The organism is Bradyrhizobium sp. WSM471, assembly GCF_000244915.1.
GTDB lineage: Bacteria > Pseudomonadota > Alphaproteobacteria > Rhizobiales > Xanthobacteraceae > Bradyrhizobium.
The window spans coordinates 1842925-1868747 of record NZ_CM001442.1 but is presented as its reverse complement, the minus strand read 5'-3'; the positions used below and the strand labels follow the sequence as shown (position 1 = coordinate 1868747).

The 25823-nt window shown below is 58.8% G+C and carries 23 protein-coding genes and 3 pseudogenes; 7 read left to right on the top strand and 19 right to left on the bottom strand.

The window, feature by feature from the left end; all coding sequences use genetic code 11:
• Positions 1-174: 174 nt before the first annotated feature.
• The 18 genes from BRA471DRAFT_RS08220 to BRA471DRAFT_RS08145 all read right to left on the bottom strand — a co-directional run bounded on the left by BRA471DRAFT_RS08220 (position 175) and on the right by BRA471DRAFT_RS08145 (position 18130).
• Positions 175-1146, bottom strand: coding sequence for an ABC transporter ATP-binding protein (locus BRA471DRAFT_RS08220; protein WP_007606145.1), 972 nt, complete (start codon positions 1144-1146; stop codon positions 175-177).
• Between the two features lie 5 nt (positions 1147-1151).
• On the bottom strand, positions 1152-2132 hold the full coding sequence (locus tag BRA471DRAFT_RS08215) for an ABC transporter ATP-binding protein (protein ID WP_007606097.1): 981 nt from the start codon (positions 2130-2132) through the stop codon (positions 1152-1154).
• Positions 2129-3016 (bottom strand): ABC transporter permease, encoded by an 888-nt coding sequence (locus tag BRA471DRAFT_RS08210; protein ID WP_035973686.1) that lies wholly within the window; start codon positions 3014-3016, stop codon positions 2129-2131. Before BRA471DRAFT_RS08210 ends, BRA471DRAFT_RS08215 begins: the two co-directional genes overlap by 4 nt.
• A gap of 8 nt (positions 3017-3024) precedes the next feature.
• Positions 3025-3939, bottom strand: coding sequence for an ABC transporter permease (locus BRA471DRAFT_RS08205; RefSeq protein ID WP_007606092.1), 915 nt, complete (start codon positions 3937-3939; stop codon positions 3025-3027).
• Between the two features lie 241 nt (positions 3940-4180).
• Positions 4181-5755, bottom strand: a complete 1575-nt coding sequence (locus BRA471DRAFT_RS08200; protein WP_007606144.1) for an ABC transporter substrate-binding protein — start codon at positions 5753-5755, stop codon at positions 4181-4183.
• 988 nt (positions 5756-6743) lie between these two features.
• On the bottom strand, positions 6744-7016 hold the full coding sequence (gene tnpB, locus BRA471DRAFT_RS08195; protein ID WP_007606143.1) for an IS66 family insertion sequence element accessory protein TnpB: 273 nt from the start codon (positions 7014-7016) through the stop codon (positions 6744-6746).
• Positions 7013-7444, bottom strand: coding sequence for a transposase (locus BRA471DRAFT_RS08190; RefSeq protein WP_007606135.1), 432 nt, complete (start codon positions 7442-7444; stop codon positions 7013-7015). Before BRA471DRAFT_RS08190 ends, tnpB (BRA471DRAFT_RS08195) begins: the two co-directional genes overlap by 4 nt.
• Positions 7445-7863: 419 nt before the next feature.
• The gene (locus BRA471DRAFT_RS40250; RefSeq protein WP_341850299.1) at positions 7864-8037 is read right to left on the bottom strand and encodes a Rieske 2Fe-2S domain-containing protein; all 174 of its coding nucleotides are present in this window, start codon (positions 8035-8037) and stop codon (positions 7864-7866) included.
• 531 nt (positions 8038-8568) lie between these two features.
• Positions 8569-9339, bottom strand: a complete 771-nt coding sequence (locus tag BRA471DRAFT_RS08185) for an SDR family NAD(P)-dependent oxidoreductase (protein ID WP_007606133.1) — start codon at positions 9337-9339, stop codon at positions 8569-8571.
• Between the two features lie 19 nt (positions 9340-9358).
• Positions 9359-9841 carry an HIT family protein gene (locus BRA471DRAFT_RS35670; RefSeq protein WP_007606132.1) on the bottom strand — a complete coding sequence of 161 codons (483 nt, stop codon included), beginning with the start codon at positions 9839-9841 and terminating at the stop codon, positions 9359-9361.
• Positions 9831-10850, bottom strand: a complete 1020-nt coding sequence (locus BRA471DRAFT_RS08170) for a Gfo/Idh/MocA family protein (RefSeq protein WP_007606131.1) — start codon at positions 10848-10850, stop codon at positions 9831-9833. Before BRA471DRAFT_RS08170 ends, BRA471DRAFT_RS35670 begins: the two co-directional genes overlap by 11 nt.
• A gap of 17 nt (positions 10851-10867) precedes the next feature.
• Entirely contained in the window at positions 10868-11584 is a 717-nt protein-coding gene (locus BRA471DRAFT_RS36535; RefSeq protein ID WP_083843181.1) for an FAD-binding protein, read from the bottom strand.
• Positions 11585-11598: 14 nt separating this feature from the next.
• Positions 11599-11919, bottom strand: coding sequence for an FAD-dependent oxidoreductase (locus BRA471DRAFT_RS08165; RefSeq protein WP_035973693.1), 321 nt, complete (start codon positions 11917-11919; stop codon positions 11599-11601).
• A 258-nt stretch (positions 11920-12177) separates the two neighbouring features.
• Positions 12178-13773 (bottom strand): 5-guanidino-2-oxopentanoate decarboxylase, encoded by a 1596-nt coding sequence (locus BRA471DRAFT_RS08160; RefSeq protein ID WP_007606130.1) that lies wholly within the window; start codon positions 13771-13773, stop codon positions 12178-12180.
• A gap of 282 nt (positions 13774-14055) precedes the next feature.
• Positions 14056-14319: a non-heme iron oxygenase ferredoxin subunit gene (locus tag BRA471DRAFT_RS08155; RefSeq protein WP_231171057.1), complete on the bottom strand. Its 264-nt coding sequence runs from the start codon at positions 14317-14319 to the stop codon at positions 14056-14058.
• 375 nt (positions 14320-14694) lie between these two features.
• Positions 14695-15147 (bottom strand): Rieske (2Fe-2S) protein, encoded by a 453-nt coding sequence (locus tag BRA471DRAFT_RS36525; protein WP_007606127.1) that lies wholly within the window; start codon positions 15145-15147, stop codon positions 14695-14697.
• 13 nt (positions 15148-15160) lie between these two features.
• Positions 15161-16297, bottom strand: coding sequence for an amidohydrolase family protein (locus BRA471DRAFT_RS08150; protein ID WP_007606116.1), 1137 nt, complete (start codon positions 16295-16297; stop codon positions 15161-15163).
• Between the two features lie 627 nt (positions 16298-16924).
• Entirely contained in the window at positions 16925-18130 is a 1206-nt protein-coding gene (locus BRA471DRAFT_RS08145; RefSeq protein WP_007606114.1) for an NAD(P)/FAD-dependent oxidoreductase, read from the bottom strand.
• Between the two features lie 397 nt (positions 18131-18527).
• Here BRA471DRAFT_RS08145 and BRA471DRAFT_RS08140 point away from each other — a divergent pair.
• From BRA471DRAFT_RS08140 to BRA471DRAFT_RS37390, 7 genes and pseudogenes are all read left to right on the top strand, one after another.
• A pseudogene (locus tag BRA471DRAFT_RS08140) lies at positions 18528-19145 on the top strand (helix-turn-helix domain-containing protein); the annotation flags it as partial.
• Positions 19146-19229: 84 nt separating this feature from the next.
• Positions 19230-19619, top strand: coding sequence for a transposase (locus tag BRA471DRAFT_RS08135; RefSeq protein WP_007591026.1), 390 nt, complete (start codon positions 19230-19232; stop codon positions 19617-19619).
• A complete protein-coding gene (gene tnpB / locus BRA471DRAFT_RS08130; RefSeq protein ID WP_007591027.1) occupies positions 19616-19963 on the top strand; it encodes an IS66 family insertion sequence element accessory protein TnpB in 348 nt (115 codons plus the stop codon). Before BRA471DRAFT_RS08135 ends, tnpB (BRA471DRAFT_RS08130) begins: the two co-directional genes overlap by 4 nt.
• 72 nt (positions 19964-20035) lie before the next feature.
• Positions 20036-21635, top strand: a pseudogene (locus BRA471DRAFT_RS08125) (IS66 family transposase).
• Positions 21635-21928 carry a hypothetical protein gene (locus BRA471DRAFT_RS08120; protein ID WP_007605829.1) on the top strand — a complete coding sequence of 98 codons (294 nt, stop codon included), beginning with the start codon at positions 21635-21637 and terminating at the stop codon, positions 21926-21928. The pseudogene BRA471DRAFT_RS08125 and the gene BRA471DRAFT_RS08120 overlap by 1 nt, the downstream one beginning before the upstream one ends.
• A gap of 49 nt (positions 21929-21977) precedes the next feature.
• Positions 21978-22322 (top strand): annotated as a pseudogene (locus BRA471DRAFT_RS36520) (integrase core domain-containing protein); the annotation flags it as partial.
• Between the two features lie 711 nt (positions 22323-23033).
• Complete coding sequence (locus BRA471DRAFT_RS37390) at positions 23034-23750, top strand: IS630 family transposase (protein WP_050992568.1); 717 nt, start codon at positions 23034-23036, stop codon at positions 23748-23750.
• 277 nt (positions 23751-24027) lie between these two features.
• Here the strand turns inward: BRA471DRAFT_RS37390 and BRA471DRAFT_RS08110 are convergent, their stop codons facing one another.
• The gene (locus BRA471DRAFT_RS08110; RefSeq protein WP_245266045.1) at positions 24028-25452 is read right to left on the bottom strand and encodes a PLP-dependent aminotransferase family protein; all 1425 of its coding nucleotides are present in this window, start codon (positions 25450-25452) and stop codon (positions 24028-24030) included.
• Between the last annotated feature and the right edge of the window lie 371 nt (positions 25453-25823).

Below are 25823 nucleotides of genomic sequence, written 5' to 3'. Positions count from 1 at the left end.
ATTGTCCACCGACGGCATCCTCGCTAGAACGCTTGTGCTGTTACAGTACTCAAGCCGAGGCATCGTAATAGTCGTGAATTTCTGGTTCAGGACAGCTGTGTTCGCTGCCGACTTGATGGTGGAGGTGCAGCGAAAACACCTTCTGCATGGCAGATCTGTTTGTTTTCTGTTCTGTTATACTTGAGCCGGCGGCGGACCGCTGAGCAGATGGCATGCCGCCTCGCGGCCGTCGGCCAGTTTTATGAGCGGCGGGTTGTCGGTCTTGCACACCGCCATTGCGTGCGGGCAGCGCAGACGGAATTTGCAGCCGCTCGGCGGCTCCAGCGCGCTGCCGGTATCATCGAAACCCTCCGCCGCCTTCGGCACATAGTCCGGATCCGGGCGCGGCACCGCGTTCAACAGCGCCTGCGTGTAGGGATGCTTTGGCGCCGCGAAGATCTGCTCGCTCTCACCCGTCTCCACCACGCTGCCGAGATAGATCACCGCCACGCGGGTCGAGAGATGCTCGACCAGCGCCAGGTCGTGCGCGATCAGGAGGTATGTCAGGCCGAACTTTTCCTGGATGTCCATCAGCAGATTCAACACCTGCGCGCGGATCGACACGTCGAGGGCGGAGATCGGCTCATCGAGGATGATGATGCGCGGATTGAGCGCAAGCGCTCGTGCAATCGCGATGCGCTGGCGCTGTCCGCCGGAGAATTCATGCGGATAGAGATCGGCCGCCCTCGGCGGCAGGCCGACAATCTCCAGGAGCTCGGCGACGCGCGCGTTGAGCCTCGCGCGATCGCGCTTGTAGTGCGCAAGTATCGGCTCAGTGATGATCCGACGCACCGTAAGGCGCGGGTTGAGGGAGGCGTAAGGATCCTGAAACACCGCCTGCACCTGCCGTCGGTAATCCTTGATCTCCTTGCGCGACATCTCCTCGAGACTCTTGCCGTCGAAGGTCACGGCGCCGGAGGTCGGCGTTTCGAGTTTCAGCACGAGCTTGGCGATGGTGGTCTTGCCGCAGCCGGATTCTCCGACCAGCGCGATTGTCTGGCCCTCAGGAATATCGAGATTCACGCGCTCTACCGCACGCACTGTCGCCTTGCCGCGATCGCTGCGGACCGTGAAATGCTTGGAGAGGTCGCGAAGTTCGAGGCCCATGATCGTTACTGCTTCGCTGCGAGCCAGCAATTGACGACATGACGGTCGCCGAGGTCGGTCGCCGGCGGATAATCATCGCATACCGACATGCGTTTCGGGCAGCGCGGCGCGAAGCGGCATCCCTTAGGCAGATCCGTCAGGCTCGGCGGCTGGCCAGGGATGGCGGCAAGACGCCTGCGCTTCTGTCCAAGGTGCGGGATCGCCTCCAGCAGGGCTTGGGTATAGGGATGCTGCGGATTGCGGTAGATGTCGCGCACCTTGCCGGTTTCGATGATGCGGCCTGCATACATCACCGCGATACGATGGCAGAGACCGGCGACGATCGAAAGATCATGCGTGACCAGGATGATGCCAACCTTCGTGTCCTGTTGGATACTGCGCAGCAGGTTCATGATCTGGACCTGAATGGTGACGTCGAGCGCAGTGGTCGGCTCGTCGGCGATCAATAGACGTGGCGAGCAGGCGATCGCCATGGCGGTTACGACACGCTGGCGCATGCCGCCGGAAAACTGGTGCGGATAGTTCTTCAGCCGCCGCTCCGGTGAGGGAATGCGCACGCGACGCAAGCCTTGCGCGGCGGCAGCCATCGCCTCGCGAACGGTCCTGACCAGTTTGTGGTACAGGAACGGCCCGGAGACCTGGTCGCCAACGGGGTAGACCGGATTGAGCGAGGTCATTGGGTCTTGTGAGATCATCGCAACCTTCGGTCCGCGCACCCGGCTGGCCATGTCCTCTTCGCTGAGCTGCAGCAGGTCTTCGCCGTCGAGCTTCACACTGCCGTCCAGCCTGCCGTCACTGTGGATCGGCAGGAGGCGCAGGATCGATAGGCATGTCATTGTCTTGCCCGAGCCGGACTCGCCAACGATGCCTAGTGTCTCGCCTTCGTGCACTTCAAATGAAACGCCATCCACCGCCTTCACCACGCCGCGGCGTAGATGCAGGTGCATTTGCAGGTTCTCGACTTGCAGAAGGGGCGCCGCGGTCACAGTTGTCTCCGTTTCGGGTCGAGCAGGTCACGCAACCAGTCGCCGATCAGATTCGATGAGAGACAGGTGAGCATGATGGCGATTCCAGGTATGGTGATGCCCCACCACGCGTAAGTAATGTACTGCCGCGCGTCAGCGAGCATCAGTCCCCATGATGTGTCGGGCGGCTGAATGCCAACGCCCAGAAAAGAGAGCGAGGCCTCGAAGATGATCACTTGCCCGACCTGCAGCGTCATCAGCACCACGAGCGTGTTGAAGATGTTCGGCACGAGGTGCCGTAAGAAGATGGTCACCGGGCCGCAGCCGGCGACTTTGGCAAAGGCCACATAATCGCGCTCGCGCAGCGACAGGATCTCGCTACGGATAATGCGCGCGTACCAGCTCCAGTAGGTTAACACGATGACGATGATGACGGTGGAGAGCCCGGGATCCATTGTTGCGGTGAAAATCAACGCTAGCGCCAGGGTCGGAATGGCCATCATGATCTCGGTAATGCGGACGATGATCATATCGACGATGCCGCCGAAATAGCCGGCCATGATGCCAAGCATCGTGCCGATCGCACCGGAGAATCCGATCGCATACAGAACCACGATTGCGGATACCCGCGCGCCAGCAATGATGCGCGAGAAGATGTCGCGGCCGAGATTGTCGGTGCCAAGCAGATAGTCGTAACTACCGCCCGCTTGCCAGAACGGCGGCCGGAACGCCGCGCCGAGGTCCAGTCCGTTCGGGTCATGCGGTGCGATGCTTTCGCCGCCCATGGCTGCGACAATGATCAGCAACAAGATCAAAATCGGGATCCATGGCGTGCCCTTCAGGCGGAAACGGACCAAAAACGGTAGCTGCGGAGCGTCCGCCACGGTGACAGGTGTCGGTGCCAAGATTATAGTCACAGGCGGATTCTTGGATCAATAATGCTGTAGGACAGGTCGATAAGAAAATTGGACAGCACGAAAAGGATCGACGTAATGAGAACGCCGGCCTGCACCACTGGATAGTCGCGCGCAAATACCGCTTCGACGACCGTTCGTCCAAGTCCGGGCCAGGCGAACACCGTCTCGACCACGAACGAGCCGCTCAGCATATAGGCGAAGTAGACGCCCATGATGGTAACGAGCGGCAGCAGCGCGTTGCGGAAGGCATACTTCCAGATCAGTAGACGCTCCGGCGTGCCGACGGCACGCCCCATGCGAATGTAGTCGCTATCGAGCACCTCGAGCATGCCGGAACGGATGACGCGGGTCTGCGCTGCGACCGGATACCAGCCAAGCGCGATCGCCGGGAGGATCACGTGCTGGAAGCCGTCAGCACCGAAGGCGGGAAGCCACTGCAGGTTGACCGCGAACACCAGGATAAGGAGGAGCCCAACCCAGAACGACGGCACTGCCTGGCCCAGCATTGCAATGATCCGTGCGATTTGGTCGATCCACGAACCACGACGGACTGCCGACAGCACGCCGAGCGGAATCGCGAGCGCAAGGCTGAAGGCAAACGCCGCCATGGCCAGGTAGATTGTTGCCGGCAGCCGTTCGAACACGAGCTCTATCGCCGGCATCTGCCAGCGATAGGACCGGCCAAAATCGCCCTGGACCGCCTTCCACAGGAAGATCAGGTATTGATCCCACATCGGCCGATCGAGACCAAGCTCGTGCCTCATTACCTGCACCGCCGATTGCGGCGCGTCCATCGGCAGCAGCAGCGACAGGGGATCGCCGGACAGCCGCGACATGATGAAGATGATCAAACTGGCGCCGAGGATGCTGATCAGCGCATTGAGCAGTCCTTTGGCGAAGACGATTCTCATCGGCCGGCACTCCGGTTAGTGACAAACCTGTTGGCAGACACCGCCGCACGAGAAGCGGAGCCGCGACGCATCGCAGGCTTCCCCACCTGGGCGGCACCCGAGCGCCTGCCAGGGACATCTGCTGCCGTCATACTCATCACGTTTTTCACAATCATGTCCGAGGATCCACCCCACAAAGCGAAACGAGATGCGTACCGAACGCCGAACAGCATCCGGTACGCGCAGGTCGCAGGACCGTTAGCTACTTTTTGAAACTGACTTCCTGGAAAGCACGCCACTGTCCGGGCCATGGCCAGCCCCGGAACGCGATGTTGTCCCGCCAGGCGAACGTGACGATCGGGCGATAGGTGGTCACGCCGCCGAGGACGTTGTCGTGCTTGTAGCGGGCGATCTGCTTGATCAATTCCACCCGCTTCTCCGGGATCATGGTATTCTTCAAGTCCTCGATCATCGCGTCCGCTTTGGGATCGCTGGTATGGGAAAAGACGCCGAAGCCCTTGCCCGGGACGAAGCTGTGCACCATGCCGGTCCATGGCTCAGCCGGATCACCCGGCAGGCCGTGGCCCCACATAAACGGCAAGAGGCCGTCCATCTCGGGCGGGGCATGGCCGCGGCGGGCCAGAGCGACCCAGGCCGAATACTCAAGTCCTTGCACCTTGCAGCGAATGCCGACCGCGCCGAGATAGGCAAACACCGCCTCGCCCATTTCCTTTACGTTCGGCTCGCGCGGCGTGAGCAGGTTGTAGCACGGTGTCTCGAAGCCATTCGGATAACCCGCTTCGGCCAGCAGCTGCTTCGCCTTCTTCAGCTCGTAGGGATATGGTTTCAGGTCCGGATCGTAGCCGGTCTCGCCCTTGCCGACCTCGACATAGCGCTGGCCCTGCCCGAACAGTACGTTTTTGATGATGGCATCGACATCCACCGCGTGCGCCACCGCCTGCCGCACCTTCAGCTTACTGAAAGGCGACTCCGGCTTGTCGGCCGCCATATCGATGTAGAGGTTGTTGTTCGCTACGGGCGAGAAGGTCGTCACGCCCGGCATCTTCTTGAACTCGCCGACCGCCGACAGCGGCACCGTGTCGATCCAGTCAACGGCGCCGGACTTGAACGCCGCAACGCGCGTAAGGTCTTCCGGAATGACCTTCAGGACCAGGTTCTTGACCTTCGGCCGGGCATCCTTGTTCCAGTAATCCTCGAACGCCTCGAGCTTCAGATCTTCCTTAATCGAGCGCGAGACGAACTTCCACGGGCCGGTGCCGACCGGTGCCTTGGCAAAGCCATCCTCACCCACCTTCTCGAAATACTTCTTCGGAATCGCCCACAGCTGCAGCGCGTTGGGGATGTAGTTGCCGTCCGGCGCCTTGAAATGCAGCTTGAAGTGATGATCGTCGATGATTTCGAACTTTTCGATATTCGCCTGCGTGTAGGAATAGGGCGAGATCTTCGGATTCCTGAGCCGCTCATAACAGAATTCGAAGTCAGCCGAGGTCAATGGATCGCCATTGTGGAACCTCACCCCGTCACGAAGATGCACGTCGATGATCGGCTTGTCTGGTGTTCCCTCGATGGACCAGGATTCGGCCAGCCAGTTGACCATCTTCAAATCCGGATCATACCGGACCAGCTGCTCGTACATTTGCCCGATGTAATACTGATCGCCACCGCCAACCATCCTTGTGGGATCGAGCGTTGATGGTTCGGCGGCGAGCGCCGCGACGATCGTATCCCTGGTTTGTGCCGAGACTGTTGCATTGAGCGCGAGCAGACCCAATGCGGCCGCAAGAACACGCACGACGATCACACTTCTCTCCATCATGCCTTTTCCTCCCCGATTTGTCGGACGATCGTAAAGGGCCTCTCAAGAATAAAAACACTGAAAAGCGACCAAAAATTATGGAAATTCTGCAAAAATGACGCCACCCTTGAGAGTTAACCGCCGAGCGACGGTCGCTACTCGACTCCGACGCCGGGTGCTACCCGCAGCCGAAATAGCGCGTCGTCCCTGTGACAACACAGTCTCATCGGCTTGCGAGGTCTCCTCAACTAGCCGAACCTTCCCGTCGTAACTTCATCGGCGTCGACGTTCCGCGCCCAGTACGCTCACCTGCATTCGCCGCATGACGTTAAGGTTAGACTTAAGGCCATATCGTCGAATCAATTGCCACACCTCGCAAAGCGGTCCGACCGGCGTAGAGGCGATCTCCAAAGAACAACCGCCGGCATGGCATCCTGGCGGCCTTCGCGTGCTAGCCGGTGCCACGTGAACAACGGCTCGCAGAAACCCGTTGAGCCCCACCGTTACCGACACAAATCGTGGTCCGCTGTAGCTCTCGGGTACGCTCCGCTGCTTCTCTTCGAATGTCGAACGGCGCCGAGCGCCCGCAGGGCGGCATGGACCGCCGGCTGCCACAGCGTCCACCGCTGTCCTGATGCACCTGTCGGATCGCAGCCACGAGCGCGGCATTTCCGGGTGTGCTTGCACTCACTGGACGCGCCAAGCGCCGGCCGCCCAAAACCTCGAGCACGGCGCACATCAGCCGCACCGGATGAGCATCGCGATGGTCCTCGATGAAGCGAAAGCTTATGTCTGCCGTCCGGCAAACATCGCGATCGAGTTCCTAAGAAACAGCCGGATCGGAGGCGTCCGGAATGGCCTGTAAGACGAAGCCCAGAGATTTGGCTCGCGCTGAAGGTTAAAGAGGACGCGGCCACGATATGGTCCGCGCCGGGGTCTGTGTAGCTCTGAGTGCATGCCGTGCCGGAGGGTGTTTTAGAAAAGACTGCGATCTTGCGGGCGGTCGCGGTCACCGCCCTTGACTTGCCCGTACATCCTCGATCTTCGGCCAGCGGAAGACGCCGTCTTCGAGCCGCTTGGCGAACAGGCACAAACCCGTACGATCCCAGAAGATCAGCTTGATCCGGTCCGCCCGCTTGGCAGGGTACACATAAACAGCGCCCGAGAACGGATCGGCTTTCATGTGCTCACGTACCAACATAGGAAGCCCCTCCATTCCCTTGCAGAAGTCGACCGGCTTGGTTGCCGCCATCACCCGGACAGTTCCGGACGGGCCGATCACCGGCGTGCCTTCAGCGCATGGACGATGGCCGCAATCATCGCCACATCCGCGCCTCGGCCGACCCGGATAGTGACGCCCTCGGCTTCGATCTCGATGCCCCCGATATCCGGCTTGGCCTTGCGTCGCGCTGTCTTGCGCGCATGGCCAACAGCCACGGCCGGTACCAAGGCGTCTACCACCGCCGGTACAAACGGCGGATCGTCAGCCATCGTCGTCGGCAACCGGCGTGCTTGCCGGCGCCAGGTGAACACTTGTTGTGGGGTCAGCCGGTGTCGCCGGGCAATCTCGGAAACGACGGCGCCCGGGACCAGCGTCTCCTCGACGATCCGGGCCTTGTCGTCCTTCGAGAACCAACGACGGCGTCCCGTCTCCGTGATCACTTCCAGCCGGCGCGCCGTCACGTCCGATTTAAGCGTATGGTCAAGCATAGACACAAGCCGATCCCTTCAAAGAGATCGTGAAACTCGCCTATCCCATGTGCCGCGAGAAGGTGGGAGCGGAACGACGCTTACGATTTTGCTGCCGGTGCAGGAGCTAAAGTGCTTGGCGCTCGGCCATGCCCTCAGATCGCTGCCACACTCACCGACGATGAGACCGTGTCTAAGCTCACAGCGTGAGTACAATATAGTTGCGATCGATAGATACAGGAACCGTTTCGGCTACGTACGGTCCCTTAGCAAGGGATTCGCCCGATTCGACCGCAACTGCGAAAGTGCGTGCCTTCACAGTTTCAGGGTCGCACCATGACTGACCGGTGCGAATATCGAACTCCCAGCAATCTCAAGGACAGCGTAGCATTTCTCCATGGTGGGTCAGTTCATATTGGCCAGGCAGCTCCGATTCCGACCTACTGACAAGCATCCCCCTTGCAAAGCTCAGCCCCTTGATGGGGGCAGCGTTTTATCAATGCGAAAAACTCATCATGGATTCTGAAAACCCCTATCTCGCGCCCCCTAACGAGGACAATTTTGCAAGTGCCGTGCGCGATTTCATCAACCGTTGCAACAATATGGCTGCTCATCGGATGTCTAGCCCATACAGCGCACTAGCATTCTCGCGGAAAATCATCCGTTTCCAGTCTTCTGGAATAGCTATCTTGAACGCATAGCGTGGGTCATCTTGATCCCAGTGCGGAAAGAGGCTGACAATCCCCCTATGACCCGCCGCATGCTGCCGGCCGACGCGTCGACCTCACTGAAAAAGCGAACCTATCATCCCCGCCCGCCCCGTAATCGCAACAATGTTCTTGGCTTCGCAACATCGCTTCCGACAAATGTTTCTCTATAATCGTCCAAGGCTCGTCCTCCTGTGGTGAAGATCGGCTCGGCTCGCCGAGCAATCCTCACACGTGCAGTGTAGGGGAGCCGCCACCGGCAGAGGCGCAAATAAGCTCATACCAAACAAGCCTCCCGCGAGAATCATCACGAGAGTGTACCGTGCCCTTCACGGGATCGCAAAACACCGGGATTCAGCAGCCGTGGCAACGTCGATTGCGGCTCCGCCCTATCGAGATCGCATTCCCGGATCAATGAAAGCCGCTGCTCGCGAGTGACTACCGCTGGAGCCCCCAATCTGGAAACTCCAAAAGTTCTGCAGGTCGATCGGGTGACACCTTCATCGCTTGGCCAGCGAGAGTCTCATTTCCAATCAGTTCGACCGCTGCTGCAGCTATCCCTTCGGCGGGAATGAGCGTGAACGCCAAGTCTTTGGTTGAGGTGCCCGCAGCGCGATTGCGTAGCCGACTTTCCTGAATAGGTGGAGTATCCACCAGCTCAGGACACAAGCAGTTGACTGCGATGTTTGCAGATGTCTTTAAGGCTGAGAGCGATCGTGTAAAGCTGACAACGGCCGCTTTGGAAGCTGCGTAGATCGGCGAACTAGAGTAGGCCAGCAACCCCGCAACGGAAGCCGTCTGCAGAATTGCGCCGCCGCCGCGTCTTTTCAAAAGTGGTATTGCTGCATGAGTAGCGCGCACGACCGACAAAAAATTCACCTCGATCATCCGCACCCAGGCCTCAATGGGCTGATCTGCAAAGCCGCTTGGAAACATAACTCCAGCATTATTATGAAGTATGTCGAAGCCACCGTAGGTCGCTTCTGCATACGAAAACATCTCGGACAGAGATGTAGTCGAGGTGACATTTGCAACGAAGAAGCTGGCTTCCCCCCCCGCGTTTTCGATCTCGTCAGCAACTCGTTGTCCGATTGGATCAATGTCGACGACAACGATACGTGCGCCATTGGCTGCTAGTGCCATAGCTGTCGCGCGACCAATCCCTGAAGCAGCGCCAGTCACGATTGCTGTTCGGCCACCTATTTCCATCTTTCCTCCGATATCGCTATCAAGCCCTGACAAGCGTGGCAGGTGGCTCGATCTTAAGAGCTTCGCGGTATCGATCGGTCAGGCTTTTGACCGCGTCTGCATCAACCTGAATTTCGCCTGCGGCCGACGCACGAAAGAGGTCGAAGATTTCAAATCCCTGAGCATTCTTCGGCATTGTTCCGTAGCGCGGCACAAGGTGGCAATGGAAGTGGGGCACGCTTTCGTTCATCGAAGCCGTATAGATCCGCAAAGCGCCAGTTACATCCAATAATACTTTTTGTAAGTGTCGAAACGTTGGACCAAAGCTCAGCGCTTCGGCATCGTTGAAGAACGCTATGCCTGCAACATGGCGCTGAGTTTGAACCATCATCCAACCGGGCACCCCCCTGCCCGGCATCAAGTGGTGAACGAGCCAAAGATCGTCTTCATAAATGATTCCTCCTGGCACTGAGGAAACATCCATGTTGGCCTTGCAAATGGCACAGTTGGGATCATGCATCATCGCTTCGAAGTCCCCTATAATGTGCCAGTCGATAGGCGTCGTGGATTAGCGTGACAGCGCGAGCGCAGTCATGAGCTGTGATTGGGGGAGGCTTGCCGGCTGCCAAGCGCTCGAAGCACTCAACGAGCACGCGACGACAGCCGCCTACATAGCCAAGTGGCGCCGGGACCATTTCATCTCGATCTGGACCGAGAATGTGAACTCCACCAGCGACCTCGCGCACGATTGCGTTTTCTGCAGCAAGCTTTTGCTCGCTGTCAGTCGAATTATTCGGCCACGTCGGTAGTGTGTATCCGACTTCATTGTGAAAGATTATTCCTTTAGGCGTGCGTAGGGTTACGTGCGCATAGTCCTCGACTTCGGAGTTATGAACAACGTTGCTCAAGACCGCCGAAAGGACCGATGGCTCTTCCCCGGTGATGAATCGACAGATGTCAAAACCATGAGAGCCAAGGTTAAGCAGAGCACCGCCGCCAGCTTGATCCTTTCTGAGCATCCAAGGCGAGTCCCACGCGAGGTAACGTTTCATCGTGGGACGGATCATTCGGAAAACGATGTGTGAAATAGCTCCAAGCTCGCCGCTCTGTACCATTGAGCGTGCCATCTCTGCCCACTGCGTATAGCGAGTGAAGTAAGGTACGCTGACCCACGAATTGTGCCTTGATGCCAGGTCTGCAAGCTCCCTTACTGTTGTGTCATCAACGCCCCACGGCTTTTCCATCAAAAATGGAATCCCGGCTTCGACAAGATGGCGAAATATTTCCGGCATATCGACGTGGCGTCCTAGGGCGATGATAAAATCCGGTTGTGTCCGGTCAAGCATTTCCTTGTAGTCTCGAAATGGCTTAACCTCGAAACGCTCCGCGCGATTGCGAACAACTTTTTCGTTCTCGTCCGATATACCGACAACGTCCACATTCATAGCGCGCAGCAGCTCGACATATGCGGCATCATAGGTTGAATGCCAATGGCTCACTCCTATAACTGCTACACGCTTCGGATAGGACATCGGTCGCCCCGTTATAGCTAAGGTTTGTTATATTTTGCGTTGTACATTGCAGACGCTCCTGCAATCTGCCTTGTTACCAACGCTGTTGCTAAGCCGCCCAGATAACCACGAGTACTTATGCCGCCTAGATCGCAACCTGCGGCGTAAAGATTCGCCATCGGTGTGAGCGAGACTTCATCCCTATCCGCCTTTATCAGAGACAAGGTAGAAGACGTAAGCGACCTTCGCAGGACGCTCATATCAAGATCGGCTTGTAGCCCGCCGCAGGTGAAGGTGATGCCCGCTCGTACCATCACTGCGCTGAAGGGAGCGGTTACAAGGGGCACCGCATTCCTCTGTCTTGAGGGAAGAAGTGCCCTGCCGCGACCTTCGAGGTGGGAAAAACGAGCGGGAGGCGCCGCTAACGCATGGCCATAGAAACAGTTTAGATGTGTTGTGGCTGCTGCACCTGCCCTTGTGGCGGCAAGAAAGCCATCGCCGGTGCTCCAAGGATTGCTTCGAAGGTAGAGGGAGTCAGCGTGAGGTGTGATGTACTGTGTGATCAAACTCGTGTTGCCCTGAAATCCGCCGGTGGCAAGCACCGACGACTTCGCCTCGACGGCAAGAGGTCCTTCATCATCGAACGCAACCACACCCGCGACTTGATCGTCCGAAAGGAGCAATCTCTGCATGCCCGTCCGGAGACGGAGACGTCCACCTTTCTCGCCGAACCGCCGCATCAGCGTGGAGACCATGGTGCGAGGATCCGCTACTCGCCCCCGCCCGTACCACTCAAAGACGTTTCAGGCTCGAGTGGAACACCCAGCTCTTCTAGCCAAGTGTGAGCAGCGGTCAGGACATCTACGACAAATTCTTGGAGCGCTTCACTGCCGTCGGGAATCTCCTGCTTGAGTTGCCTCTTGTCGGAGAAGGTCCAGATTAGCCCATGTGAGAGCAGCATAGAGCCGCCGACCCTGCTCCCCTTTTCGAGGACGACAACGTCTGCACCCTCATCAATTGCGGTAAGCGCCGCGCAAAGGCCGGCCATGCCGGCCCCGACGACAACGACGTCTACCTGCTGCCTTCTCATCCTCTGCTCATCCTGTGACTATTGAATCTGCCAAGGTTTTCCAGGCTCGAGGGTGCGGGCTTTGCCGTTGAGGCCATCTTCCTGGATCAACATCATCACGGCCCGCGCGATATCGTCCGGTTCCAGAGCAGCCAGTGCTGCCCAAAGGGTCGGAATTCCCTGAACTTGCACCAGACCGGTCTGACTTTGAGCAGTCAGAAGAACGGGGCCGCCGCAACCAAGATCGCCCTCGAGGCTGGTCGTGCGAACCGCAGCTCTTCAGTCGACCACAATTTCAATGACGCGTGGCTTGCCGGCCGCTCGCGCGCGCTTCAGCGCATGGCCGAGGTCGCCAATGCTGGTCAGCCGCTCGCCCGCCATGCCATAAGCCTCGGCGAGCTTGCAGAAGTCCGGAGGCGCCGGCGACACGCCTACCGGCTCGACTCCCCGCTTGAGCATCGAGTTCTCGATCTCACGATAACCGCGATTGTTCCAGACGACGAAGATGACCCGCGCTTCTGCATCGAGCGCCGCGCCTAGTTCCGGCAATGTGAACTGAAAGCCGCCGTCGCCGGTCAGGCAAACGACCGGCGCTTCAGGTTCGGCGAGGGCCGCGCCGATCGCCGCGGGTGGGCCATAGCCCAGCGCACCGAAACCGGTTGCGGCATTGAACCAGCCAGCCGGACGGTCGTGGTCATAATAGAGATTGGCAGCGTAGATCGGCTGGGTCGAGTCGCCGACGATGATTGCGCCAGGCAGCGCGTCGCGGATTGCTTCCACCGCGCGAACTTGCGCAATATAGTCAGGCTTCAATTCAGCCAGTGCTGCGTCTCTTGCTGCGGCCGCGCGTGACTCGCCGTTTTTCGCAGCGACGTGAGCGGGATCAAGCTCGGTCAGCAGCGCACCAAGTGCCTCGGCGCAATCCGTCTGGATGGCAACGCTGATAGGATGACGGGCGATCTGATCGGCGCCAATATCGATGCGGATGAGGTTCTGCGGCAGCACGAACCCACCGTTGCCATAGGCGTCGTAGTCGGTCGGACCGAATTCGGTGCCGGCGGCTATCACTAGATCGGCGTCCGCCATCAGCGCGCGCACCGCCTTTAGGCTGGGACTCGCCGGCACGCAAAGGGGATGGCGATGCAGCAGGCCGCGCGCGTTGGCGGTCTCGACGACCGGCGCGCCGAGCGTTTCGGCGAAGCTCGTTAACGCCGCATCGGCCCGTTTAGCGCCACCGCCGGCGAGGATGAGCGGACGTCGGGAGGCCTTGATCAACCTTGCAGCTTCGGCGATCGCCGAAGCTGCCGGAGGCGGCGGCGCGGCATTGCTGAGTGCAGCCCCGATCCCACCGGCCGGCTTTACCATGACATCGGTCGGGATCTCGATGTGGACGGGGCCAGGACGCGCGGAGGAAAACAGCGCGAAAGCGCGGGCGAGCGCGTCCGGCAGTTCCGCGGCCTCGGTGACACGCTCGGAAAACAGCGCCACCTTCTCCATCATGCCGCGCTGGTCGGGCAATTCGTGCAGGAAACCTAATCCTTTGCCGAGCGTGCTGGTGGCGTTGACGCCGGAGATCACCAGCATCGGCACGGAATCGGCACGCGCCTGGCCCATGGCGGTTATTGTGTTCGTAAGCCCCGGCCCGGTGATGACGAAGGCGACGCCCGGCCGGCCGCTGGCACGTGCGTATCCATCGGCCATGAAGCCCGCCCCCTGCTCATGACGTGGCGTGATATGGCGGATCTTCGAACGCGCCAAGCCACGGTAGAGCTCAACCGTATGCACACCTGGAATGCCGAACACAGTGTCAACGCCATGCGCCTCGAGTAAGGTGATGAGCGCTTCGCCGAGCGTGGTCCCATGCATCTTGGTCATTGGCGCGGCACCTGACGTGTCAGACAGGTCGGGCCGCTCTCGCTGGAGATGCATAGCGCATCGGCTTCGAAGGTCGAGGCCATGCAGCCGGCGGGTTCGATGAGGACTGAAAGTCGTCCTCGGAGAATCGGTGAAAGATGCGGCTGTTCGCTCGAAGCAAACCTTGACGAACTTCGAGGCTGGGTCGCGTACACGCAGGATGGACGAAGGCGGCTCCCTCTCGCTAACTCAACCCGGCCAAAGTATAGATGCCCGCTCTCGGCAATTTGCATACCCTCACACTCAGTCATCAATCCGAACCTCGATAAGCCCATCCCGAATGCGGGTTTCGAAGACTGGAACTGCACAATCGGCAGGTCCTCTAACCACAGCTCCGGTCGTCACGTCGAACTGCGCGCCATGCAAAGGGCACTCGACGAGTCCGTCCTCAAGCCAACCGTCTGTCAGCAGAGCGAAAGCGTGGGTGCACACGTTGTCGGTCGCATAGACCTTCCCATCCAAGAGATAGACAGCCAGTTTCTTTGACCCAACCTCGTATGCGTACATTCCGTCGCCCGGCAAGTCGTCCAGGCGACATAGACCGATCCAATTTACTGTCATTGTCCTCACAAACGTTTATCCTCTTAACGTGGCGCGTCTGCCAACCCGGGGAATCCGCATCACGACGCCGACGCAGGCCCCGATTAGGGTAATCTCGTCGCTATAGTCGTCCTTGATGAGATCGATCTGATTCCTTTCGCCTCCGGACGAAATTCCCGGTCAGGGTTCGCCTGACAGTTCCTCCAAAGGAGACAATTGTCAGCTGATTGGGCCGAAAGTCCGAGCGGCATCAGCACCTTGTGATGAGACAGGTGACGGCGCCGACGACCTTCAACGGTGTCTGCATTCTTCCTTGATTTTTGTTCATTCTGGAACGCGTTTTCAGAGATGAATACAGAGAAGCCGCCGTTCGCCGGTATTGATTGCCTCGAGGGTTACTGGGTAGGTTTCAATCGATGGATCCGGCCCCTCGCAACTAGCGTTGGTCTGAACTGATTCCTCTGCATCGACACTGACAGCATATGTACGCACCCACACTTTGTGAGGGTTGAACACAGATTGACCCGTCTTGATATCGAACTCCCAGCCATGCCATGGGCAGCGAATGATCTCGCCTAATCGCTCGAATCGCGCATGACCGGGAGCGTCCCCCGTGACCATTCCGTCCAGCAATCCCCGGCAAAGCGGCGCGCCTTTGTGCGGACAGCTGTTGCGTATCGCAAAGTATTCATCGTTGACGTTGAATATCCCGACGCTGCGCCCAGCAATGTCGACGATCAGCCGACCGCCTGTAGGAATTTCGTCCGCGTAGCAGACCTGATACTTCTTGGACACTGACACGCGTCTCCTATGCGGCTTTTGAGATGGGCGGCAGACTCAGACGGAAGGTGTCAATTGCATTCTCCGAGAAGATGCGGCGCCGAAAGTCCTCGGGATAGTCGACAAGCGTTCTTGCTGGATCATCCCAGTCCCAGTGCGGGTAATCAGATGCAAACATCAGTACTTGCGATCCACCGATCCAGTCGATGATTTGCTTGAGCTGGCTGGGATGCTCTGGCTCTTCCATCGGTTGCGTAGCAAAGCGGATGTGCTCCTTGATGTACTGGCTGGGCAGCTTCTTGACCCAGGGCGTCTGCCTGCGAAGCCCCTTCCAGTCAAAATCCATTTTCCACATTAGTGGAGCCAACCACGAGAACCCTGCTTCGAGCATGCCGATTTTCAGGCTTGGGAACTTTTCGAAAACTCCCTCAAACACAAAACTCGCTACGTTGACGGAATACCAAGAGGACCGAATCTGACGCATCTCGATGTAGTGACTTGGGAAGCCCGCAGCTGAGATAGGCGGATTTACGCCCGTACCCTCCGCGCCGAAGTGCATCGCGACAGCTAACCCATTTCGGACGCAGGCTTCATAGATCGGATGGTAGAAACGATGCCCGAAGGGTCTCGGTGCGCCACAGCCCACCATCACCGAGCAAACCGCTGGGTGTGAGCCGAGCCGATCGATCTCGGCGGCGGCTCCATTCGGATCCTGCGAATTGATGTGAAGAGCAAGACGAAACCTCTCATCCTTGGCTATCCAATGCTCCAGCGAGAAGTCGTTAAACGCCCGGCACAGAGCGCTTGCGTAGTCCACATCAAACATTGCACTGGCGGCCTGACCTATCCCACCAGTAAGGATGGCCAAGTCGATGCCGCTACCATCTAGTAGTCGTACCCTAGTGTCCTCGACGTCGAAGGCAGAGGTGAAAAAGTTTTCCTTCGGAGGCGGGTTGTTTTCGTCCACCAATTCCGCACGACGCCCGCGGACGCCGCCGTTGAAGCCGAAACTAAACCCCGTCTCGATCCCGTATTCCGCAAACCGCTCCGCATTGAACTTACTCAAATACGGGAAGAGGTCCGACTTACTCCTGTAACCGTGATGCACATCGGTGTCCACAATGGTCATTTTTTTTCGATTCTTTTGATCGACCACGTTGTTCATTGCATTCTCCTCAGCTTACAGCGCACTGCATGTGAAACTCTATCACTCGCCTTCGGCAAACTAGAATAGACAGTTCGTTCCAAAGTTGGTCAGCACACGATGTGTAACCGCGCCACATCCTGCTTGATGTTTGCAGACTTGGACAGCCACGCAGCCCTTCATCGCAAGGATGGAGCGAGCCGGCATAGCCCTGAGCAGGGCGGCCGTTAGCGAGCGATATGTCAACGGCCTTGTCCTAATTCAGCGGTAAGCTCTTGGGCCAGCTAACCGGCGCCTGAAAAAAGCTCAGATGATCATGACCAGGATTCGCAATCATTCCTTGCGCACCGCAGGACTGCGGCGTCGGCCACTCGCGCCCCACTTGGAACTCGCGTAACCCCGCCCTCTTTCCCGGATCAGAACGGCCGCTATTGTGCGCCTGATCGCTCCTCTGCGGACCATGTGCAGCTGCGCAAGCGTTATCGCGCGAATCCTCTCAGCATAGCGAAGACATGGGTGGGAACATTATGTTGTCAGTGCCGAACGCGTGCATTCCGTGACGTAGAGGACACGGGCGAACGAGAACCTCGTTGTATTTGCGTCATGCACGTAAGTCGTCAAACCATGGTGCGGCTGCCCGCATGCGACTCATCGATTGACCGGCTCTATCCGAATCAACTGCTCGACAAGTGCTGCCGGAATCGATTGCCCGCTTCGACTAGCTCGTCGCAGTGCCGAAATGTCGCGCCCCCTGTTGACGCCCTCGGCCCCAATCACGTGGCCAGCGTCGTCAATTCCGACCTGGAGCCAGCTGTTGGAAGCCAAGTCGCCGATCTGAAGGAAGCGCGATGCCTTGGTTGGTAATCCTATACATTGGATATTGATGTCATACTGATCGGACCAGAACCATGGCAACTCGTTAAAGCAGCGATCTTGCCCCATCATGTTTTTTGCCGCAACGACTCCCTGAGCGCATGCCGAGCTCCACGATTCTGTGCGTGCCCGCAAACCATGCCGGCCAATCGGATAATTCGTCACTTCCCCGGCTGCAAATATTGCACCGTCGGAGGTCCGGCATTGTTGATCAACGAGAATTCCATCGGCCGTGGCGAGCCCGCACTGCGAACCAAGCTCCGAATTCGGAACAACGCCGATACCTACCACCAGGATGTCGGAACGGAGCTCCCCTCCGGGCCACCTCAAAATTATCTCACCGCTCTCTTCGAAAATCTCGCCCGCCTCGAGGTCAACCAAGACCTTGACGCCCCGTTTGATATGCAAGGCGCGCGCAAACTCTGAAAGCTTCGGCGTTGCTGCACGCGAAAGAAGCAGCGGCGCGCGTTCTAGAACTGTCACTGTACATCCGCGCACGCGTGCCGCCGCAGCTACTTCTAGTCCGATGAAGCCGCCTCCTATAATGGCAACACGTGGACTCTCACACAGAGCTCTTCTGAGCCGCTGAGCATCCTCAAGTGTGCGCAGGTAGAAAATACGCCTAGGGTCGACATGCGGAAGGTGAAGTTGTCGCAGACGGGAGCCCGTTGCAAGCAGCAACTTATCATAGTGAACCTGTGATCCATCCGCGAGAGTGACTGTCCGGTTCTGCCGATCAATGCTCGTTGCGCTTAGGCCGTCTCGCAGCGCCACGTTCGAGCCATAAATCTCGGACGGACGAAGCTCCGGGTGGACAGGTTCAGCTGTCAGTAGATATTCCTTGGAAAGCGGGGGCCTGTCATAAGGCCGGCCCAACTCTGCACCAACGACTTGGACATTGTGGCCAGGTGCCTTTCGGCAGAGCTCGGAAGCGGCGTGATGGCCAGCGATGCCACTGCCGATGATTATGAAATCGTCCATCCGTTCCGTTTCCGACTGCTCAAGTCATTTGGCATCAAAGCTCATCGTGTTCCTAGATACAGCTGATCTTAATTTTGATCAGCACAACCATCTTCATTTCGTACTCGTCTGATTGAAACCGTTCTGCTGCTGAGCGATGGTTTGGCGGAGCGTACGCAAGCGTCGCGCCGGTTTCTGCGACGACACGGAAAATTGGCCTCTCGCGCTCCTTGTTCAGTTGAAAAGCCTGGCTGGCATTTTGCGTTCGTGCGGCTGGATTGTCTTCGCGTAGATCCGAAAGGGGAAGTTGGTAGAGGCAGTAGTCCCGTTCTAGGTGTGGTCTCTCAGGAGGTTGTCCATCTGGTCTGAACCGAGGAAGCTGAGGTTGCGAAGCTTCAGTGTTCCAAGGAGAGACCAGATGAACGTCCACAAGAATGCGCCTTTGACGCCCAAAGGTCGAGAGGCGATGGTCCGAAGCGTGGTGGAGGGTGGGCTGAGCAAGGCCGACGCTGCCTACCAGTTCAACACGACACCGAAGACCGTTGCCAAGTGGGTCCAGCGGTTCCGCGAGGAAGGTGTGGATGGTTTGCGCGACCGCTCGTCGCGACCCCATTCATCGCCGAGCCAAACCCCGCCAGCCACGTGTGCAGCCATCGAGGCCTTGCGCCGGCAGCGCCACACCGGCAAGCAGATCGCAGCCGAGGTCGAGGTGTCGGCGGCCACCGTCAGCCGCGTCCTGCGCCGCTTGGGCTTGAACCGGATACGGGACCTGGAGCCGGCCGAGCCGGAACGCCGATACGAGCGCGACAACCCGGGCGAAATCATCCACATCGACATCAAAAAACTCGGGCGTTTCCAGCGTGTCGGCCACCGCATCACCGGCGATCCGAGTGGCCCGAACAAAAGCCGTGGCGCCGGTTGGGACTTCGTCCATGTCTGCATTGACGACCATTCCCGCGTCGCCTTCTCGGAGATCAAGCCCGATGAGACGGCGGAGAGTGCTGTTTCTTTCCTCAAGGCGGCTGTGGCTTATTACAGTATTCCTCCGGGGTGGGCCGCCTTGTTGAGTTGCAGGTATCCGACGAGGATCTAGCTTTAAGGCTAGCCTTAAGGTCGGTAGATGCGGGTAGAGGTCCTGGGCGGGGTTGAGCGTCGTCGTCGCTGGTCTCGCGACGATAAGATGCGGATCATCGAAGAGACGCTGGCGCCCGGCGCGGTTGTGACGGAGATCGCGCGGCGGCACGGCATTTCGACGAGTTTGGTGTTCACGTGGCGGCGGCGGGCGCGCCTGGCGAGTGTCGTTTCGGCGGGACCGAAGCTTGTCCCTGTTCAGCTCACCCCGGGTGCGACCGAAAGCGTTCCATCGATTGAAGCCCCAGCGGTGATTTCGCCCCGGAGGCGCCGGGGCCTGATCGAGATCGAACTCGGTGGCGGCAAGCGTGTCAGCGTTGACGAGAACGTCGATGCTGACGCGTTGGGGCGGGTCCTTGATGTTCTGAGCCGGCGATGATCCCGATACCGGGTGGCGTCAGAGTCTGGATCGCAACCGGCCACACCGACATGCGTCGCGGCATGCAGGGTCTGGCTTTGCAGGTTCAGGAGAGCCTGAAGCGGGATCCCCACGCCGGAGATCTCTATATCTTCCGAGGCCGGCGTGGCGATTTGGCAAAGATCCTCTGGCATGACGGGATCGGGCTGTCGCTCTATGCGAAACGCTTGGATCGCGGAAAGTTCATCTGGCCTTCGGCGTCAGGTGACGCGGTGTCGATCTCGGCGGCGCAGATGGCGTACATGCTCGAAGGGATCGATTGGCGCAATCCACAACTGACGTGGCGGCCGACAAGGGCGGGATGAGCGAAGAAAAATGTGGAAACCCGCGTATTTTGGGGTGCCGCAAATCACTAAAACTATGATTCACTTCGTCTCATGGATGCTGATCGCGCCGCTCTTGCCGAAGAAAACGCCGCGCTGAAAGCGGAGCTGGCGGTAGCGCGGGCAAAGGCGTCGGAGGACGCCGCGCTGATTGTGCAGCAGACCTTGCGGATAGCGAAGCTCGAGCGCCAGGTTTACGGCCAGAAATCGGAGCGCTCGGCGCGGTTGATCGACCAGCTGGCGCTTACCTTCGAAGAATTGGAAGCTAACGCGACGGAAGACGAATTGGCGGCGGAGCAGGCAGTCGCCAAAACGACTACGGTTGACGGATTTACGCGCAAGCGCGCTGAGCGCAACACGTTCCCAGACCACCTTCCGCGCGAGCGGGTGGTGATCGATCCGCCGACGGCGTGCGAATGCTGCGGCGGCAATCGCTTGCGCAAGCTCGGCGAAGATGTGACCCGAACGCTGGAATCGGTGCCGCGTCAGTGGAAGGTAATCGAGACGGTGCGCGAGAAGTTCTCTTGCCGCGACTGCGAGAAGATCAGCCAGGCACCGGCGCCATTCCATGTGATCCCGCGAGGGTGGGCGGGGCCTGCTGCTCTATGAGAAGTTCGGCCAGCATCAGCCTCTGAACCGGCAAACCGAGCGTTACGCGTTGGAAGGCGTGCCGATCAGTCTGTCGACCGCAGCCGACGCCGTCGGAGCGTGCTGCACGGTATTGGAGCCGCTGTTGCGTCTGTTGGAAGCCCACGTCATGGCATCCGAACGCCTCCACGGCGACGACACCACCGTGCCCGTGCTGGCCTTGGGCAAGTGCGATGTCGCTCGATGCTGGGTCTATGTAAAGGACGACCGCCCCTTCGGCGGCTCAGATCCGCCGGCGGCAATGTTCTATTACTCGCGCGATCGAAGGGGCGAGCATCCGCAGGCGCATCTGGCCAACTATAGCGGTATCCTGCAGGCCGACGCCTTCGGCGGATACACCAAACTCTACGAGCCCCCGCGAAGTCCTGGGCCTATCAGGGAGGCGGCCTGTTGGGTGCATGCCCGGCGCCCGTTCTTCGCCATGGCGGATCTTGAGGAAAACGCGCGACGTAAGGCTGCTGGCAAGAAGGAGATCGCCCTCTCGCCGATTGCGATCGAGATCGTGCGTCGCATCGACGCCCTCTTCGCAATCGAGCGCACGATCAATGGCCAAGGCGCCGACCACCGAGAGGCTGTCCGCCAGGCGCAGAGCGCTCCGTTGGTTGCCGATCTGGAAGCCTATATGCGTGAGCAGTGCGCCAAGCTCTCCCGCGGTCACGATCTGGCCAAGGCCATGAACTACATGTTCAAGCGCTGGGGCTCCTTCACACGCTTCCTCGACGATGGCCGCGTCTGTCTCTCGAACAACGCCGCCGAAAGAGCGCTGCGCGGCATCGCATTGGGCAGAAAGTCTTGGTTATTCTGCGGGTCCGACCGCGGAGGGCGTCGTGCCGCCGCCATGTATAGCCTCATCGTCTCTGCGAAGATGAACGACGTCGATCCTCAGGTCTGGCTTGCCGATGTACTCGCTCGCATCGCCATCCACCCCGCCCACAGGCTCGATGAGCTGCTGCCCTGGAACTGGAAGATTGCGCAACAGCAAGGCCTCGCGGCGCAGGCGGCTTGATGGGGCCCGTCAACAAAGTCAGCCACGTGTTTACCCTCGGCCATGTCGCCGAGATGCTTGGAGAAGACGAGGAATGGCTGTTCGAGGTCGCCGAAGAAATGGACCCCGAGGATGGCCAGCTATGGGTCGTGGGCGTCGATGAAGATGGGGTGATGGCGTTCACCGATGAGGGGATCGAGAACCTCAAAGAGCTGATCGCAATCCACAAAGAGGACCCTAGCATCATCGAAAAACGCCGCCAAGTGCTCGCTGCGACGATGAAGCCGAAAACCGAGGAGTCCGACGAGCTCTAACGGTTAACTGGAAAGATCAGCGCGCTGCGGCCTACCGCGTAGGGTTACTTATTACAAAACCCTCGGCGTCAACGTCACGCGCGTCATGACCGACAATGGGAGTTGCTACCAGTCCTTCGCATTCCGCGATGCTTGTCGGAATTTGGGCATCAAGCATATCCGCACCAAGCCCTACACGCCCAGAACAAACGGCAAGGCCGAACGCTTCATCCAGACCGCACTTCGGGAATGGGCTTATGCCAAAGCCTATCCAACGTCAGATCGGCGCGCCCAAGAACTGCCAATCTGGCTGCACCAATACAACTGGCACAGACCACATGGTGGTATAAACTCGCAGACGCCAATCAGCAGACTCGGTCTAACCGAGGACAACCTCTTGAGGCTCCACATCTAGGCCGCGCTAGTGATGAGGCCATGTTTCCTGGCGTTCTCTAAGACAGTATTGTGACTAGAGATGTACCTCGGCTTCTGCCGGTCGCGCCGAGCAGTGCATCAATCGCGACGGACGGCTGCCGTTGCTGCAGGTCGAGCTGACTTTGGGCAATGCGTTAGATATTTCCAGGTTTGCCACTCTTACATCCGTGACTGCTCGCGTTAGAGGCTGCGATCTATCCGCATAAGCATCGGGAATGCAGGCCAGTCAGTCCTCATTGTTTGGCGGACGATAAAATTCTTGGCGCCAATACTGCACCGCATAGTCGTTTACCCATAGACGCAAGCACCGGAGTCGCGCGCGCTGCGCCATCGATCGCATCAGCAGTCCGAAGACCGTGCACACTGTTGGTGCAGGCGAACGCTATTGACCTCGGAGCGCCGCTGCTCCGTCAAAACGTAGGTAGCCCATAACTAGACGACCGATTCCATGAACTTGGCGGTGATGGAACGGGACGTTTGTTTGTGGATTCCTCGTTTGCGATTGACTGAACGAGGAGTTTCATCATGGCAGGATGGCGGCAAGCGGTCGAGTTGGCGATGATGGATGAGGAGATCGAAACGTTGACGGCTCTTTCGCGGTCCAGGACCGAACCGGCGCGCCGGGTGTCGCGGGCCGCGATGCTGCTTGCCTACCGCGAGACCCCGTCGTTCTTTGCGGTGGGACAGAGACTTGGCGCTCGTCATCAGACGGTCCAGCGCTGCGTCGAGCGGGCGGCGGGCCGATGGCGCGCTGGCGGCGCTCGACGAGCGCCCGCGACCGGGCAAGCGGCCGGTGATCACGCCGGCGGCCAAGGCCTGGCTGGTGTCTCTGGCGTGCGACAAGGCCAGGGAGCATGGCTATCCGCACGAGTTGTGGACGACGCGGCTGTTGGCCCGCCATGCCCGCGAGCACGGACCAGAGGCCCGACATCAATGTCTCGCCCGTCTGGTTCAGGGCACGGTGTGCAAGCTTCTCGGTCAGGAGGACATCAAGCCGCACAAGGTGCGCTACTATCTTGAAAACCGCGACGCCGAGTTCGAGCAGATGATGGCGGAGGTTCTGTATGTCTATCGCGAGGTCCAGGTTCTGAAAAAAGCCGCTGGCCGGTCGAAGAAATCGGACACACCGGTCGCGATCGTCTCCTATGACGAGAAGCCGGGGATCCAGGCCATCGCGACGACAGCGTGCCGGGCGTGCACGCGACCTTCGCGCGATCATGAGTACAAACGTCACGGCACGCTCAGCCTGTTGGCGGGGATTGACCTGCTCACCGGGAAGGTCCACGCGCTCGTCAAAGACCGCCACCGCAGCCGAGAGTTCATCGAATTCCTCACGCTCCTCGATCCCGCTTATCCGGCCCGGACCGCAATCAAGTTCATTCTCGATACTCATTACGGGCATATCTAGAGAGAAACCAGAGCCTGGCTCGACACACGACCGGCAGGCCGCTTCCAGTTTACCTTCACGCCCAAACACGGCTCCTGGCTCAACCTCATCGAGGGCTTCTTCTCCAAGTCCGCCCGCTCCGTCCTGCGTCACATCCGGGTAACATCAAAGTATGAACTCAAAGAGCGCATAATGGCCAGAATTGACGACGTCAATCGCCATCCCGTCGTCCATACCTGGTCCTACAAACTCGCCGACGCCCCCTGATATGATTCGAACCAAGAAAACGCTGACCTAGTCAATGGGCGATTTCGGCAATTGAGTCGGCAATTTTGCCGATCTTGGCCTCATTGGTAGTCGTCCATGGAAAGGAGAAGTTCAGCGCGAATAAATTCTCGAAAGATCGTGCCGCTGCGGAAAATACCGGGCCGGGCAGAATGCTTACGCGTTGCTTGTGAAGCGCCCTTGCGGCTCTGCCTGACTTAAACCCTTGTGGAGCATGAACCCAGCACATATACCCGCCGTTCGGCCGGCTGATGGAGCAACCAGCTGGCAACCTCTCGCCAAGGAGCTGCAGCCCCCGCTCCATCCGCGAGGCGAGCGTATCCCGGATCCGGCGCAGGTGCCTGTCTTGGCTGTGGCACGATAGATATTCGGCAAGCGCCTGCTGAATCCGAAAGTCGTTGATCGCGTAACCTCCCAAACAAGAGGCGGCGAGAATGGGCTGTGCGTGTTTGCCCGCTATCACCCACCCAAGCCCGTATTCTGGGGCCAAGCTGCACTCAAAGCTGCTGAACTGCAGCACAGTCTCGCTCGAATCAAACTTTTTCAAGGACCTGGGATTGCTGATGCCGTAATAAAGATCGCCAAGCATATCATTTTCAATGATGGTGACGGTGTTCTTGTGCGCGGCGGCGACGATCCGCTTCATACCTTCCTCACCATAGGTGATGCCAGTAGGGAAGTGATTGTTCGCCATCAGCAAAGCAACCCTAATGTTGTTATTCTTAACTAGATATTCGAACTGGTCTGGATCGACGCCGGTTCTAGGATGGGAGTAGATCTCGACGACGCGGAGGTTCCGGTGTTTGATACTCGATAAGGCCGGGAAATATGATGGGCTTTCAACCAAGATGACATTACCGGGATCGGTCAGGGCGTCCAGGCAGAGATTGAGCCCCTGCGTAGCCGATCCCGTTACGATAATGTCCTGATATCGCGTAAATATGCCGCGCTGCGCGGCGCGCTTGGCTATCTGCAGGCGGAGATCAATATCGCCCATGACGGCGTCTTTGGCGGGCAGCTTCCGGCGGCGGAGAATGCGGCGCATCACGCTGTCAAGTTCTGCACAGTCGAAGAGATCGTCGCTTGGTTGCGGAGCACCGAACGCATTCAAGGTCCGATTCTGCCACGACAAAAGCAGGGCCTGCGGAAAGTCCCCGATGGAAATTGGTTCGACCGAGTTTTCGCCGTCTTGCGAGAAATCGCCTAGCTCCGACGAAATGCGCGTCAAATAATATCCTGATCGCGGGCGAGCCGTGCAGTAGCCTCGGCTCTCGAGCAGCTCATAACCGTGATGAATTGTAACTGCGCTGAATCCTGTCAAGAGGCTGAGTTGCCTAATCGATGGCAAACGGTCACCAACCTTGAGCGTACCGGCATCGACCCGCTTGCGGATGTGTTCAACGACGGCATTGTAGCGGTATGGCATATTGTTCAACAACGGCAGTGAACGTCACTCTCCAGCAGGACTGATAACAGAAAAGATCGCGGACCTGACAATGAGCCCTATTCCAGAAGCTCTGCTCCCTCACAGAGGGCCATCTTTTCACTATTTCGTAGACGAAGCATTAGGCGCATTCAATGCCGAATTCCTCTAATGTATGGACAGATTCAGCTGAAATTCTGCGTCCGATTAGAGCATCGCGCTGGGATCCGCGCGTTCTGCTCGCGCTCAGGACGCGCCACCGCGTGATCTCCTGTCTCGCTCACGTTCGCAATCCTTGGCGCGTGCGCTCGAATCTGCTCGACCATGGAGACTTTGCTCGCCATGAGCCGATCCGTATCAACGTACATCGCGCGCGAACGTTTGCC

Bases quoted from the DNA above. Each gene is read 5' to 3' on its own strand.
- tnpB (WP_007591027.1), top strand. From the start codon at position 19,616: ATGATCCCGATACCGGGTGGCGTCAGAGTCTGGATCGCAACCGGCCAC.
- BRA471DRAFT_RS08145 (WP_007606114.1), bottom strand. From the start codon at position 18,130: ATGGACGATTTCATAATCATCGGCAGTGGCATCGCTGGCCATCACGCC.
- BRA471DRAFT_RS08160 (WP_007606130.1), bottom strand. From the start codon at position 13,773: ATGACCAAGATGCATGGGACCACGCTCGGCGAAGCGCTCATCACCTTA.
- BRA471DRAFT_RS08150 (WP_007606116.1), bottom strand. From the start codon at position 16,297: ATGAACAACGTGGTCGATCAAAAGAATCGAAAAAAAATGACCATTGTG.
- BRA471DRAFT_RS08190 (WP_007606135.1), bottom strand. From the start codon at position 7,444: ATGCTTGACCATACGCTTAAATCGGACGTGACGGCGCGCCGGCTGGAA.
- BRA471DRAFT_RS08155 (WP_231171057.1), bottom strand. From the start codon at position 14,319: ATGTACGCATACGAGGTTGGGTCAAAGAAACTGGCTGTCTATCTCTTG.
- BRA471DRAFT_RS40250 (WP_341850299.1), bottom strand. From the start codon at position 8,037: ATGAGCAGCCATATTGTTGCAACGGTTGATGAAATCGCGCACGGCACT.
- BRA471DRAFT_RS08165 (WP_035973693.1), bottom strand. From the start codon at position 11,919: ATGAGAAGGCAGCAGGTAGACGTCGTTGTCGTCGGGGCCGGCATGGCC.
- BRA471DRAFT_RS08170 (WP_007606131.1), bottom strand. From the start codon at position 10,850: ATGTCCTATCCGAAGCGTGTAGCAGTTATAGGAGTGAGCCATTGGCAT.
- BRA471DRAFT_RS08200 (WP_007606144.1), bottom strand. From the start codon at position 5,755: ATGATGGAGAGAAGTGTGATCGTCGTGCGTGTTCTTGCGGCCGCATTG.
- BRA471DRAFT_RS08205 (WP_007606092.1), bottom strand. From the start codon at position 3,939: ATGAGAATCGTCTTCGCCAAAGGACTGCTCAATGCGCTGATCAGCATC.
- BRA471DRAFT_RS08220 (WP_007606145.1), bottom strand. From the start codon at position 1,146: ATGGGCCTCGAACTTCGCGACCTCTCCAAGCATTTCACGGTCCGCAGC.
- BRA471DRAFT_RS08185 (WP_007606133.1), bottom strand. From the start codon at position 9,339: ATGGAAATAGGTGGCCGAACAGCAATCGTGACTGGCGCTGCTTCAGGG.
- BRA471DRAFT_RS35670 (WP_007606132.1), bottom strand. From the start codon at position 9,841: ATGATGCATGATCCCAACTGTGCCATTTGCAAGGCCAACATGGATGTT.
- BRA471DRAFT_RS08135 (WP_007591026.1), top strand. From the start codon at position 19,230: ATGCGGGTAGAGGTCCTGGGCGGGGTTGAGCGTCGTCGTCGCTGGTCT.
- BRA471DRAFT_RS08120 (WP_007605829.1), top strand. From the start codon at position 21,635: ATGGGGCCCGTCAACAAAGTCAGCCACGTGTTTACCCTCGGCCATGTC.
- BRA471DRAFT_RS36535 (WP_083843181.1), bottom strand. From the start codon at position 11,584: ATGGTCTCCACGCTGATGCGGCGGTTCGGCGAGAAAGGTGGACGTCTC.